Origin of the sequence: Gilliamella sp. ESL0254 (assembly GCF_013344985.1) — a bacterium.
Taxonomy (GTDB): domain Bacteria; phylum Pseudomonadota; class Gammaproteobacteria; order Enterobacterales; family Orbaceae; genus Gilliamella; species Gilliamella bombicola.
The window spans coordinates 93238-107423 of record NZ_JAAEDU010000005.1 but is presented as its reverse complement, the minus strand read 5'-3'; the positions used below and the strand labels follow the sequence as shown (position 1 = coordinate 107423).

The 14186-nt window shown below is 38.7% G+C and carries 10 protein-coding genes; 3 read left to right on the top strand and 7 right to left on the bottom strand.

All coding sequences use genetic code 11. The annotated features are described in order from the left end of the window. The first annotated feature begins 196 nt into the window (after window positions 1–196). Window positions 197–1954, top strand: coding sequence for a hypothetical protein (locus tag GYX25_RS10255; protein ID WP_174787318.1), 1758 nt, complete (start codon window positions 197–199; stop codon window positions 1952–1954). Window positions 1955–3022: 1068 nt separating this feature from the next. Here the strand turns inward: GYX25_RS10255 and GYX25_RS10250 are convergent. The 5 genes from GYX25_RS10250 to orn all read right to left on the bottom strand — a co-directional run bounded on the left by GYX25_RS10250 (window position 3023) and on the right by orn (window position 8911). Beyond that, window positions 3023–4444, bottom strand: coding sequence for a cation:dicarboxylate symporter family transporter (locus GYX25_RS10250; RefSeq protein WP_174787317.1), 1422 nt, complete (start codon window positions 4442–4444; stop codon window positions 3023–3025). Window positions 4445–4539: 95 nt separating this feature from the next. Then, window positions 4540–5871, bottom strand: coding sequence for a CoA-disulfide reductase (locus GYX25_RS10245; protein ID WP_174787316.1), 1332 nt, complete (start codon window positions 5869–5871; stop codon window positions 4540–4542). Window positions 5872–6065: 194 nt separating this feature from the next. Then, a complete protein-coding gene (gene hemH, locus GYX25_RS10240; protein WP_174787315.1) occupies window positions 6066–7061 on the bottom strand; it encodes a ferrochelatase in 996 nt (331 codons plus the stop codon). A 9-nt stretch (window positions 7062–7070) separates the two neighbouring features. Next, on the bottom strand, window positions 7071–8342 hold the full coding sequence (gene waaA / locus GYX25_RS10235; protein WP_091350571.1) for a lipid IV(A) 3-deoxy-D-manno-octulosonic acid transferase: 1272 nt from the start codon (window positions 8340–8342) through the stop codon (window positions 7071–7073). Window positions 8343–8347: 5 nt separating this feature from the next. After that, the gene (gene orn, locus GYX25_RS10230) at window positions 8348–8911 is read right to left on the bottom strand and encodes an oligoribonuclease (RefSeq protein WP_091350569.1); all 564 of its coding nucleotides are present in this window, start codon (window positions 8909–8911) and stop codon (window positions 8348–8350) included. A 79-nt stretch (window positions 8912–8990) separates the two neighbouring features. On the opposite strand from orn, the gene rsgA reads away from it, so the two are divergent. After that, the gene (rsgA, locus tag GYX25_RS10225) at window positions 8991–10019 is read left to right on the top strand and encodes a small ribosomal subunit biogenesis GTPase RsgA (RefSeq protein WP_174787314.1); all 1029 of its coding nucleotides are present in this window, start codon (window positions 8991–8993) and stop codon (window positions 10017–10019) included. 125 nt (window positions 10020–10144) lie between these two features. Here rsgA and GYX25_RS10220 read toward each other — a convergent pair whose 3' ends face one another. Then, a complete protein-coding gene (locus GYX25_RS10220; RefSeq protein WP_174787313.1) occupies window positions 10145–10699 on the bottom strand; it encodes an HdeD family acid-resistance protein in 555 nt (184 codons plus the stop codon). A 190-nt stretch (window positions 10700–10889) separates the two neighbouring features. After that, window positions 10890–12563 carry a C4-dicarboxylic acid transporter DauA gene (gene dauA, locus GYX25_RS10215; protein ID WP_091350562.1) on the bottom strand — a complete coding sequence of 558 codons (1674 nt, stop codon included), beginning with the start codon at window positions 12561–12563 and terminating at the stop codon, window positions 10890–10892. 232 nt (window positions 12564–12795) lie between these two features. Here dauA and GYX25_RS10210 point away from each other — a divergent pair, with 232 nt between their 5' ends. Then, window positions 12796–14145, top strand: coding sequence for a histidine-type phosphatase (locus GYX25_RS10210; protein ID WP_238786104.1), 1350 nt, complete (start codon window positions 12796–12798; stop codon window positions 14143–14145). Window positions 14146–14186 lie beyond the last annotated feature (41 nt).

Below are 14186 nucleotides of genomic sequence, written 5' to 3'. Positions count from 1 at the left end.
CACACGCATAAGCTGACTCATCCTTTAACAAAACTTTACAAATTTTTAACAAAAAAGGTAGCGCATTATTGGTTAAGTGGTTATAATTTAATCGCTTACAAAGCAAGGGAGTGCTCATTATTAGAGCAGTCAGTTATAAAAAATCTAAATAAAACAAAAAATTACTTGACAGGATGATCGAAATGCATTACCATTTATGGCATCTGGCATCTGGCATCTGGCATGCCAAACCTATGTCCAAAATCTTTTTCAATTTCACCGTAGTCTAAAACAGACACAGTTCTTATTTTCATCAGCGAGGTCATTTCGCGTAGCGAAATGGACGCCGTCATCGAGGTCTTTACTGGCGATGTTTTCGGCGGGCTCTTCGATAACATCCTCGGAAACCGCTTTGGTCAGGTCATCGGCCACATCTTCGGTAAAATTATCGTCGATATCCAAGTGGTTATTAGGGCCGTCATTACTATTCAAACCGAGGTTATTATTTAAACCTTCATTGCTATCTAAATCGGCGTTGTTCTTCGTGGCATTGTCGTTGTCATATACACAGAGTTCTGTGGCATTAACGGCCCAGACTTCAAGAGCAATTGAAGGTACTCCGCCATATTTAACATTTGATGGAGGTCGAACAAAGGCAACTAATACGGACATCTTTTTGGCAATCGAGTTGCCAGATGGAAGACGTATTACTCAGTCAACTAACACATCAAGTGCTACCAATCCGATAATGTTACCTAGTGGTAATTTTACTTTTAATGATATACACACGGTGGTTCCCGCATCGGTCCCATTGGTAAATGGTGAGTATGCAATAGATATAAATAATGTGGTTAGCCAAGGGAAGTGGGGAGATGATGATGGAGATGGACAGGGGGTTAATGGAGTAACAGCATCAGGGCGTATAGATTTAACAATAAAGGATAAGAATGGCACTACCGTTAGTCGTAATGATACATTAAGTCTATGTAAAGCGCCTTATAAGGTAACTTTAAGTAGTACAGGGGGGACTTTAGAGACTCGTTATGGTATGCCAAGAGGTAGTCGATTTTACGGGGGGACGGCGGAGTATTATATCACTTTGTCGTCACAGCCGGTTATTTGTTCGGTCAGGCCGAATTTGTTGTATAGTGGTAGTGGCATCAATTCTTATGACGACCCTCACTTTGCCGGCCCTGCTAACATATGGTCTCCTACAAAGGGCTTTTTGGTTCAGTCAACAAGTCCATCGTTTTACGACCGAAATTTTCCTACAACGGGTGCAGACGGATTGTATTTTGATTTGGATGTTGGTGGAATTGATGCAAGTCAGTTGCGTTGGACAGTTAACACAGGTGGTAGTATAAGGGCAACGGTGAGTTGGACAAGGCCGCGTTCTGACACATTCAGAGAACCAGGAGGAAATACCAAACAAGCCGATGCTTGGATTACTGATAAATCTAGTTATGTAACACGGGTAACGTTGCATGGTCCTAGGGCAAGTAGTCAACTAAACTCAGGTAATCCTAGTCGGCTCACTCCGTTGCCATCTTTGCCACAGACATTTGAGTTGGTCGGTAGGGATAGAAGTGGTAATGAGGTTCGTTATGGATTTGTGTTAAGGCAGTGGTTCGTCAATCGGAGTGATAAACGGGATACTCAGAATAACCAATCCACTTGGTGTAGTGGTTTGGGTTATCGTCTTGCTAGGGTCAGGGATTTAACCAATTCAAACAATAGAAGTTTAGGCGCCTTGCCTCATTCATCTGGTAATCATTATATGCGTCACATAGGTGCTGGTTTTTTCACGGAGTGGGGCCGGCTGAACTACTACGCTGATGCGGGCTTCGCCGCCAGCTACGGCTACTGGTCAAGCGACGCAGCAGGTGGCGGTGGGTTCGGTGTCGGCTCAGACCTCGGCCACGTTTTCAGCCTCGGTGTTTTCTCCGGCTACTATGCTGTTTGCACCACACCTTAGCTTTTATTGCTTAGTCCTTAATCCTTGGGCCGCGGGGGGGTTATGGTGCCTGAGAGGACAATCTAACAAAGAATAACGCCCTCGCGTAAGTTGGGGCGTTTTCCCTTAGGGTTGCGCTGTTGCGGCGAAGCCACAATCGCGCCGCCCCCGCCGCCGGCGACGCTGAAAGCGTGGTTGGCGGTGGCTCAAGGGTAAAATAAATAAGAATAACCAAGCAGTTGGTGGTAATGATAAGTGTTTGCTGTGTACTTCAAAACAATGGTGTTAATTCAACTGATGGCATCTATTAAATGCTAGGCATAGTATGCCTAACAGTAAAATGAACACTACTAACATAGCACTTATTTATCACCCAAGACTTTCAACCTAAAATTGTCACGCAAGCTTGCTGATAAAAAGGACGAAAGTAAGGGGATATTGTTAAATCAGCGATATACGCATCTTAGGTTGCAACTTCCCAACTGGAGTGCGAATGGTTTTTGATTTTAGTTATATCCAACTGACTTGGCCCTCAAAGCAAAGTTAAAAAACAACCACACGGCAATCTATAAAAATGACATAGTAAAAATCAGTCAGGAAAGGTATTGATTTTATTAAAGTTTTTTTTGAGCTATTTTTTAACAAAAACCGCCTAACAAAAACACAACAATCCTTCCCAAAAACGATGGTTATGTTATTTGTCTTATTCCGGCGTCAGAATGTGCCGACAACAGAGCGAGGTTAGCACGCCAAACAGGGATGTTTGGCGAGGCTATGCTTCACCGGGAGCGAATCATAGCCGGTGCGTCAAGACCGAGCGGCGGCGTCGGGCAGCCGTAGGCCACATTCTGCAGCCAAAGCGTGGGTTGTCAGGGAATTCGCTTTAATTCCCTTAGCTCGGACGTGGTCACGATAGCTATTTTATTCACCCAAGGTCAAAACGTCCGAAACCACCGTACCTAATTCATTCTATCCACCAACCCAAAAAGGCCTGATTTTCCGCTCAAAAATCGGTCAGAAAAGGTACTGATTTTATTAAAGTTTTTTAAATCAACACCTACATCAAGTTAGACCCCCCCCTCATCACCATCAAACTTCTGACGGATCATTTTCAAGAGTAATATTAGGATCGTTATACACAGCCATATCCATAAGGCCAATTTCACGATCGGTTGCCACTGCCGCTGTCATAGCGCCAGATACATTGGCTAAAGTTCTTGCCATATCAATAATTGGATCAACAGCTAAAACCATCCCAATTAATGGGAAGTATTCAGCCATCCCCATACCAGATAAAACAACGGTTGCAGCAACGGTTGCTGTGCCGGGAATGCCGGCGATGCCGATAGAGCCAATAACTACCACAATGACAAGCATAATATAAAATTGGATATTCGTTTCAATACCAACCATATGCGCTACCATCACGGCAAGTAAAGCAGGGAAAAAACCAGCACATCCATTCATTCCCATAGTGCTGCCAAGTGAGCCGACTAAATTTGCCGTGCCGGTATTTACTCCCATTCGAACGGTTAACGTTGAGATAGTCATTGGTAAAGAGCCAACTGATGAGCGACTAGTAAAGGCTAATAACCAGGTTCCTAGTGCTTTTTTGATAAACATGATTGGTGAAACACCATGAATCGAGACAATGGCGATATGTACAATTAGCATAATCAATGTGGCAATATAGATGGCGGCAACAAAGCTAGAAACCTGAATAATGGCCGGTATTCCATTCGAAATAATAGTGCGAGCCAGTAACGCAATGACTGCGTAAGGCATGTATTTAATCACTGTCATCGCAATGGACATCACGATTTTGTAAAGTGCTTCGATAAATGTTTTAAAAAGAGCAATAGGTTGTGGATTCTTCTTTTCCATTCTATTGGCGGCAAGACCCATTAAGGCAGAGAAGATGACTAATCCAACAATGTTTTCATTTACCATTGAGGCAATAATATTACTTGGGATTAGATTTATAAAGGTATCAATAATATTGGTGTATTGTTTTGCTTGGGCTTGATGTACAGAGCTTGAGCTTATTTCACCTAAAGAAAATAGATTCGCTAGCAAAATACCAACGACACAGGCAATGGCTGTTGTAAACAGTAACCAAAAAATCCCTCTAAATGCAATTTGAGGTAGATTTTTTTTGCCCGAAAAGTCGATAATCACTTTAACAATCGATACAAAAATAAGTGGTATCACTAACATTCGGATAAAGGCAATGAATGCTCGACCAAATAACCCATACCATGTTGCGGTTTCTTGCATCCAGAGGGTCGCTGCATCAGGAAATCCAGCCACAGCTTGAATGCCTAGACCAAGCACAGCACCAAGGATTAAGCCAACTAACATACGAACTGAAAAATTGACTTTTTTATCTTGTAACGGTTTCATCACCGCAAAAAAACAGATGAGAAGTAGCCCAATACCAATGAGAGTTTGATAATGAGTAATTGATAGGAACTTTTCAAAAAAAGTCCCCTTAAAAATGGCATCTGACATAATTAGCCTCTCTTTTGATAATTCAATTATCTGGTTAACAATCTATGTTTAATCACATGATTTGATGTATAACGATAAATACATATTAATGCTGCTTATTTGGCTATAGAGCCGGCAATATTTAAAATGTCCCAAGGTCTGGAAAAGGGTGGCGCATACAGAAAATCCATCATGGCTAATTCATCAATTTTCACATTGGCCCATATAGCGGTTGCTAATGTGTTCACTCTTAATACCGCGCCCTGCCCACCGGCTATTTGTCCACCTAAAATCACACGCGTGTCGGCATGATAAATAAGTTTGGCTGTTACACTTGTTTGTCCTGCAACATAATTACTGTGATTTTTATCTTTAACTATGACAATTTTATAGGGAATTGCAGCTTTTTTGGCTTCGTTTTCGGTTAAACCAGTGCGCCCGGCTTCGATATCAAAAACTTTTAACGCTGATGTGCCAATCGTGCCGGGATATTCGCAATGTCCGCCACCTAAATTTTCGCCTACAATTTTGCCAAGCTTGTTTGCTCCTGTGGCGAGTGGGATATATACCATTGAATGGCTAACTTTATGGTAAAGCGCGGCGCAATCGCCAGCGGCATAAATATCGGCAATATTGGTTTGCCCTAAGCTGTTAGTGATTATGGCACCATTTTCAAGTGTGTTGATGTTAAGACCTTTATAGATATCACTATTTGGTTTTACTCCCGTTGCAATAATAACCATATCAGCGGGATATCGTCCTTTATCGGTAATCACATGCGTGACATTGTGTGAGCCTTCAAAGCCAAGTACTCGCTCTTGCAAGTGTAGGTCGCAATGTTGTTTAATATTTTCTTCAATTAGGTCGGTAATTTGTTCATCAAACGCATCGACAAGGATTCTGTCATCCAATTGAATCAATTTAACCTTTTTTTGTAAGGCGACCAGCGATTCAGCGATTTCAAGCCCAATATAGCCAGCACCGACAACAATAACATTTTGGGTTTTTTGGTCTGATAATAGGTGTTTGATTGCTAATCCATCGTGCAGATCACGTAATGTAAAAATGTTTTTTAGCTGACCATTTTTAAAAGCCGGCATAATAGGACTTGCGCCAACCGCTAGTAATAACTTATCGTAGTTGTCATCAAAGCAATGCCCAGTATTGTGATCTTTAATGGTTAATTTTTTTTGATTAACATCAATCGCCATGACTTCATGTAACGTTTTAATTTCAATACCATCTTTTTGAAATTGTTCTGGTGTTCGAGATATCATTTCATTGGCATCAGTAAAGTGGTTACCAATGAAATAGGGTAAACCACAAGCGCCAAACGAGACAATATTCAATTTTTCATAAATACGGATGGTTGCCTCTGGGTTCATTCTTTTGGCTTTTGCCGCAGCACTTGCGCCTGCGGCTTGAGCGCCAATGATGATGATTTTCACTTAATTTGCTCCTCAGTGCTCAGATATTCAATTATTCATAATATCCTATCATACGCCATAAATTATAGGGGAGATAGACAGCTATTTAGCATGAATATTTGTTAATTTAAAATTTGAATCATTTGAACATGAACAATTACCAATCTTGCATAATCTTTTTAAGTCGCATGGCTTATGTAAAAAATGTTAGGAGACTATGTGTTTGAGTATAAGTTTTTAAATGTAAGCGGTTGAGTATGATTAATTAGCTCTATGATTAAACTCATCTGTAAGTCGCTCTCATTTAATGCGGGAATATAATAAAACGTTTTTCCGCCTGCATTAAAAAACAGTTCTCGATTTTCTTCATCAATTTCATAAAGAGTTTCAATACAGTCTACCGAGAAACCCGGGCAGATGACGTGCACGTTTTTAACGCCACTTTGCGCTAGTGTTTGTAGTGTGTCACTGGTACTTGGTGTAACCCATTTCCCTTTACCAAATTTGGATTGATACGCCATTTGGATTGGTCGATTTAACCCATTTGCTCGACATTTTTCGATTAATAACTGTGTGGTCATTTCACAACGTTCAATATAATCCTCTTTTCGTTTGTGAATATAGCGCTCTGGGATACCATGATAAGAAAGCACGAGTACTTCAGGCTCTCCTTGATCTTCAAAAGCCTGCTTAATTTGTAAATAAAGTGCATTGATATAGCTTGGATGATCAGCATAATCACGAATATAGCAGATGTTATCGATGATTTGATCAGAGGCGATAATTTGTTTAAGTTTGTCAAGTACTGCCAGAGTTGTGGTTGTGGAATACTGTGGAAAGAGTGGTAATACGGAAATCTTTGAGCATGATTGAAGCTTGTTCAACGCAGATTGCATATCCGGTTCGCCATAGGTCATGGCTAATTCACATTGGATATTAGGTAAATGGCGTTGTAACTTATCACATAATAATTGGCTATAATGTAATAAAGGTGATGCGCCATTTATCCAAATTTTTTGGTAATGGTGAATAATATAAGGCACTCGTTTAGGTATCACAAGATACTTTAAAATGGGAGACCAAAACAGCTTAGGTAAATCAACCACATGCCGATCAAGCAAAAACTCGGTTAAATACTGCTTTATTGCATCTGGCGTTGCTGCACTTGGCGTGCCTAAATTAACCAATAATAGACCTTGTTTTTTTTCCACAAGCAATCCTTATTTAGAGTAAAGATAATGGTTGATAATGTTAAGTAGCCGCTCTAGTGCCCCTTGATTTTGTTTTAATACTTGATATGCCTGTTCGCCAATTTGCTGACTATGACTTTTATTTGCCAAAAGCGCATTAACCGCTGAATAAAGAGCGTCTGCTGAGCTAGCACAAGTGATCATCCCGTTAGCTGAAATGAGCTGTTCACAAATAACTTTAAAATTGAAAAAGTGTTCGCCACTAATGATTGGAATGTGGTGAAGTGCTGGCTCTAATGGGTTATGCCCACCATGCTTCACTAAACTACCACCAACAAAGGCAATATCGGCTATGCCATAAAGTTCTATTAACTCTCCCATTGTATCGCCCAAAATAACTTGCGTCTGTTGAGTCGGAACTTGGTTGCTACTGCGGTTTATATAATTTAACCCGCGGTCATTAATTAATTTTTCGACGGTTTTAAAGCGTTCAGGGTGACGGGGGACAAGAATTAATAACAAATTAGGATATGTTTGTAATAATCGTTCAAAGGCAGACAAGATGATTTCATCTTCGCCACTATGTGTACTTGCAGCAATAAAGGCAGGGCGGTTTAATTGCCACTGTTGTTTTAGTGTTGTGATTTTTTGCTGCTGTTGAGTAGTTAAATCAATATCAAATTTAATACTGCCGGTTATTGCTAAATGATCGCTCGGCAAACCCAGTGATATAAAACGCTCTCCATCTTGCTTATTTTGTGCGGCAACGGTGCTAATTTTTGATAGTAAATGGCTAATCGCGCGTCCTAGTTTGCGATATCGGTTAGCTGATCGTTCTGATAATCTGGCGTTGGCAAGAATCAGCGGAATATTTCGTTTGTAACACTGACCAATAAAATTAGGCCAAAGCTCAGTTTCCATAATAATCACTAATTTGGGCTGAGTTGTTTTTAAAAAACGATTTATTGCGCAAGGCAAATCATAAGGTAAATAGACATGATGAACGCTATCACCGAGTAACGATTTCACTCGCTCCGAGCCTGTTGGCGTCATAGTGGTCACGGTGATAGGTAAATTAGGATATTGTTGTTGCAATGCTTTGATTAGTGGGATAGCGGCAATCGTTTCCCCCACTGATACGGCATGCAGTAAAATACCGTTAGGTTCAACTTTATTTTGGCAAAAACCATAGCGTTCAAGCCAACGCTTACGATAAGCAGGCGCTTTACAGCTACGCCAAAGTAGCCTTAGCCAAACCAAGGGTTGAATCAAATATAATAAAACAGTATATAAAATTTGCATGCTAATTATTGGGTTAGATCAAAAAAGTGCTCGCGATAATAAACCAGTTCGGCAATCGAATCACGAATATCATCAAGCGCTTGGTGCGAACTCTGTTTGCTAATTCCTTTTAATATTTCAGGCTTCCAGCGTTTAGCTAATTCTTTAATTGTGCTGACATCTAAATAACGATAATGGAAATAACGTTCTAAATTAGGCATATAGTTAAATAAAAAACGACGATCTTGCCCAATAGTATTCCCACAAATCGGTGAGCAGTTTTCAGGTACCCATTGTTTTAAAAATTCGATGGTTTGTTGTTCGGCTTGTTGTTCGCTAATGGTACTTGTACGAACACGTTCAATGAGTCCTGATTTGCCATGAGTATTTTGATTCCACTCATCCATTAATGCTAATTGCTCATCAGATTGATGAACGGCAATGACCGGTCCTTCAGCAAGGATATTTAAATTAGAATCGGTAACAATGGTTGCAATTTCAATAATGCGATCAGTGGTTGGATTAAGTCCTGTCATTTCAAGATCGATCCAAATAAGATTACTGCTGTTAATTTGTGGTTGTTTGCTCATAATTTGCGATAGAAATTTTCTTTTTGATACTGAGTAGTGTAGCATAACTGACAATCTGTTTTAGTAAAAAATGAGTGCTATGGCAAAAAATCAACTCTCCCAAAATCAAAAAAGGCGCGTAGCGGCAAAACACCAGCAACGATTAGTTATAAAACAAGATGAAAGTCTATCAAATTTTTCATCCCCTCGTGATGGTGTGGTGATAAGTCGTTTTGGTAAATCGGCGGATGTCGAAGATGATGCCGGCCTTATTTATCGTTGTAGTATTCGGCGCACGTTACCGTCGTTAGTCACTGGCGATAAAGTTTTGTGGCGCGAAAGTTTAGAGCCGAACACCAATGGCATCATTGAAGCGGTTCATCCTCGGCATTCTGAACTTGTTCGGCCTGATTTTTATGATGGTGTTAAACCCGTTGCCGCAAATGTTGATCAAATCGTGATTATTTCGGCTGTTTTGCCAGAACTATCACTAAATATTATCGATCGCTATTTAGTAGCTTGTGAAAGTACGGATATACAACCCATTATTGTTTTAAACAAGATTGATTTACTCAATGATCAGCAACGCGCTGATGTTGAAAAACAATTGGCGATTTATACCAAAATTGGTTATCAAGTGTTGTATGTTTCATGCCAGCATCAACAAGGTATTGCGGTATTACAAGATATCTTGCAAGGTAAGATTTCTATTTTAGTTGGGCAGTCAGGCGTGGGTAAATCAAGTATTATTAATTTACTGTTACCTCATCAATCACAATCAGCAATGACTGGGGATATTTCGGGAATATCAGGACTTGGTCAACACACCACAACCTCATCAAAGCTTTACCATTTACCAAATGGTGGCGATATTATTGATTCACCAGGTATCCGTGAATTTGGTTTATGGCACTTAGAGCCGGAGCAAGTGATTAGTGGTTTTAAAGAATTTAATAATTATTTAGGTGGTTGCCACTTTCGTGATTGTAATCATCTTGATACACCAGGATGTTTATTACAAAAAGCCGTGCAAGATGGTGAAATTGCTCAATCAAGGTTAGATAACTATCATCGAATTTTGCAGTCAATGCAAGAAGTTAAAGCAAAAACCAATAAAAGCTATAAGTAGTGGCTTTTGGCATATTGTTTGTTGCAATTAAGTTATTATGTTCATGAATGATTGCTCACAATAAGTAGTAACCGTGTGCCAGACTGCTAAAAGTACCGCCACTTGATTGTGAGCAATGGCATGATTTATTTATTATTTACCGCTTTAATTGCAAATCCAATAGCAACATAAGCCCAACCTTGGAAGATAAGGTCGATACCTAAAAACATGCCTAATACCCAAAGGCTGTCATATGGCCACCCCATGATAATCATAAAGCCTAAAATAAGTGTAATAATGGCAGAGGTTAAAATCCATCCCCAGCGAGGTAAATTACGATTATTTAGCGCTGCAAATAATTGAGTAAAACCACTCATCAGTAATAAGAATGAAATGACTAACGTTAAAGCTGATGAAACCGCAATTGGTTGGAAAAACGACATCAAGCCTATCACAATGTATAAAATCCCCATTACTGCCCATAAAGCAGATTGGCCAAAGCTTTTAATATTAAATGAATGTAACGCTTGAGCGATCCCTGCAATTAATATTAATGAGCCAATAAAATAGACAGAAAAGACGGTAGCGATAAACTGATAACCTAATGCTAAGCACCCCAATACAATTAAAATAACACCGATTAAAATAAACCAACTTGATTTTTGTTTAAGACTTTGTAGCTTGTTTTCGTTAGATATCATGTTATTTCCCTGTTTTTATAAGTTAATTTTGAGTTTTAAATTAAAAAATTTTAAAACCTATGCGCTTGCTAATAGTGATTAGAAAATAAAAAGAAAGGTCTTGAAGTTTTAATTTATTACACAGTCGTTATTTTTGTTGAAAATTTAACTGTGCAATAAATTAGTAAATATGATAAGACTAAATTTAAAATTAATCTTTATCTTTCAGTGCTTCTTCTAATGTTGAATAGAACATGATTTTGTTAGATGTTGGCACTACTTTGGCTCGAGCAAGAGTTTTTAATGGTTGAAATTGTAACTCGCAAATCGATAAATCGACATGTTCAGGGAGTTCATCAATAAAATGTATTAAAGCATTGAGCCCACCAGCATCAAGAATAGGCACAGCATCCCATTGTAATACAATGTGTTTATAACCATTTATTTTTTGATATATTTCTGAAAAAGTACGTTCAGCGGCTGCAAAAAAGAGTGGGCCGTTAATTCGTAATGCAAGGGTTTTATCGTTGCTTTGGTTTAGTTCAACTAAGCGGGTCATTCGAGCTATACGGCGCATAAATAAAATTGATGCAAGCACTATTCCAACTGTAATTGCAATCACCATATCAAATAGTACCGTTAGCGACATGCAAATAAGCATAATTAAAATATCGTCTTTGGGGGCGCATTTAATGATGTAAATGACGCGTTGAACTGCACTCATGTTCCATGCCACTATAAGTAATAAAGCAGCCATCGCTGATAGTGGAATGAACGATAACACTGGTGCAAAGCAAATAAGTGCAAGTAACACAACCAATGAATGCAAAACAGCAGCAATAGGGGAGGTCGCACCCGCTTTGACATTTGCTGCCGATCTTGCGATGGCTGCTGTTGCTGATATGCCACCAAAAAATGGGGCAATGATATTACCTAAACCTTGGCCAATAAGTTCACTATTTGAGTGGTGTTTGGTGTGTGTCATTTCGTCTAATACTACTGCGCACAATAACGATTCAATTGCACATAACATTGCCATGGTCAGCGAAATAGGTAATAGGGCTGTGAGCATTGACCAATCCCAATTAAATTCGGTATGAAGCCACGGTACAGAAAATTCTGGTAGCACTGATGGAATACCGTGCCCTATGGTATTATCAGCCATTGTGTAGGTAAATCGTGAGCCAATTGTTTCAATTTGGTAGCCAAATTGATTAAAAATAAACATGATAATCACACCAGCAATGAGTGCAGGTAGGTGCCCCGGTATTTTTACTTTAAGCTTTGGCCATGCAATTAATATCATCAGTGTGACAAATCCAACAATGGTGTCAGCGATATTGATAGTTGGTAGAGTTTTTGTTAATTCAATGACTTTGCTAATATAACTTTCAGGCATATGTTCGAGCGTTAAGCCAAAAAAATCTTTAATTTGCATGGTGGCAATAGTGATGGCAATGCCCGAAGTGAAGCCTAATACAACAGGGAGTGGAATATATTCTATTAATCGACCTAATCGAGCCATGCCCATAAAAATAAGGAATATACCCGACAATAAGGTAGCAATTAGTAATCCAGATAATCCATATTGTAATGACACCGGGTATAAAATAACCACAAATGCTGCTGTCGGGCCAGAAACACTAAAACGAGAGCCCCCCGTTAATGCAATCACCAAACCCGCGATAATGGCTGTGTATAGGCCATGCTGTGGTGGTACACCGCTAGCGATTGCCAATGCCATTGCAAGTGGGATAGCAATAATACCAACGGTTATGCCAGCTATTAAGTCTTTAATAAAACGGGGGATGTTGTAAGGGGTATTTATACATGCTGATATCAGTGCACAGCTAATTTTGGTACCAGAAAGGCCATATAATTTCATTGTGTTTAATCAATTAAAGGGAAGTTGTGTTGAGTGACTAATAAGATAATCTTTTTTACGAAAAATAAAAGAGTGTTATGAAAATAATCATCTTTTTTTGTGAAATTTATTTATAGATAGAGTTTAATTAAAGCTACTTCTTAATGTTAATCTACAATGTAAATATTGATATTTAGACTCTTTTTAATGGTATATTAGGTTGTTTATTTCAATGGCAATGGGAGAAAAACGTATGATTATGGTACGTTTTCGTAAATTGTTTACTATTTTGTTATATGCGTTTTCTTCCATAAGTTTTGCTCAACAACTAATGATTGTGGGTTCTAAAACTGCTTATCAATATGATGCCGAGCACAAGATTATCCCTGCTCCAACAGGGTATATAGCTTTTTACATTGATCATGTTGGGCGACATGGCTCTCGTTATATTAGTAAGCCCAAATATGAAGATATTGCTTATCAAATTTTGTTAATGGCTGCAAAGAAAGATCAATTGACAGACCTTGGTAAGGATTTATTTAAGCAAATAATTCGCATTGCTGAACTAAATAAACATCATTATGGTGAGCTTACCGAGCTTGGTCGTAAAGATATTGCCTTGATTAGCCAGCGTATGCAAAAGAATAATCCAACTGTTTTTAGAGGAAATAGAATTGATGTCGTTTCATCTCGCTCACCACGAGCAAAAGAAACCGCAGAAATTTTTGTTGAATCTTTCAAATCTAAATATCCAGATATCCAAGTCACTCAGCAACCCGAAGATCAGCAAATTTTATTGCGTTTTTTTGATTATTCACCTGCTTATGATGAATATAAACAAAGTAAAGCAGTTAAAAATGCGGTGAAATCAGTAGAAATGGCTTCTAAAACAGAGCAAATAAGCGAAGAAGTAGTAAAAAAAATCTTTACTCATGATTTTATCGAAAAGTTAGATAATGGTCTTGAGGTCGTCGATAAATCATCAGTAAAAACACGGGATTTTGTGATTTCGATTTATCAATTATATCAAGAGTTACAGGCATTTTCGCCTCAAGTATTAAAGGATAATAGCCTTGACTTTAATCCGTATTTCTCGAACGATGAAAATGCATGGTTGAATACAGTTGTTTCGGCTAAAAATTATCTAGAAATCGGCCCTGCTTTTGATGCAAATGGTATCCAAATAAAAATTGCAGCACCCTTGTTGTGGGATATGTTAAATACTGCTGATATTGCTATAGAAAATAATAATATTGATGCTAATTTACGTTTTGCTCATGCTGAAACCGTTTCACCTTTAGCTACTTTACTTGAAATTGAAGGTACAGCTACTACTGCTGATTCCATTTTTGATTATTATTCTGTTTGGCAAGCTGATAAAATTATTCCTATGGGAGCCAATATTCAATGGATTTTTTATAAAAGTAAACAAGCAAATCAGCCTATATTAGTGAAAGTATTATTGAACGAACGTGAAGTGCATCTACCTATAAAATCAGCAGATTATCCTTATTATCGTTGGAGTGACATGAAGCAATTTTATATAGATAAGCTCAATAAATTAGGTCTAGGAAATATTCCGCTGCAAGCGACAAAAGATTAAGCTGTAATGGAGCTGATTACAAGAGTTCAAAAGCAATATTT

What these genes read in the sequence shown, in the direction of transcription:
- orn (WP_091350569.1), bottom strand. Translation starts at nt 8,911, where the DNA reads ATGAGCAAACAACCACAAATTAACAGCAGTAATCTTATTTGGATCGAT.
- GYX25_RS10255 (WP_174787318.1), top strand. Translation starts at nt 197, where the DNA reads ATGGCATCTGGCATCTGGCATCTGGCATGCCAAACCTATGTCCAAAAT.
- GYX25_RS10220 (WP_174787313.1), bottom strand. Translation starts at nt 10,699, where the DNA reads ATGATATCTAACGAAAACAAGCTACAAAGTCTTAAACAAAAATCAAGT.
- rsgA (WP_174787314.1), top strand. Translation starts at nt 8,991, where the DNA reads ATGGCAAAAAATCAACTCTCCCAAAATCAAAAAAGGCGCGTAGCGGCA.
- GYX25_RS10250 (WP_174787317.1), bottom strand. Translation starts at nt 4,444, where the DNA reads ATGTCAGATGCCATTTTTAAGGGGACTTTTTTTGAAAAGTTCCTATCA.
- GYX25_RS10210 (WP_238786104.1), top strand. Translation starts at nt 12,796, where the DNA reads ATGATTATGGTACGTTTTCGTAAATTGTTTACTATTTTGTTATATGCG.
- waaA (WP_091350571.1), bottom strand. Translation starts at nt 8,342, where the DNA reads ATGCAAATTTTATATACTGTTTTATTATATTTGATTCAACCCTTGGTT.
- dauA (WP_091350562.1), bottom strand. Translation starts at nt 12,563, where the DNA reads ATGAAATTATATGGCCTTTCTGGTACCAAAATTAGCTGTGCACTGATA.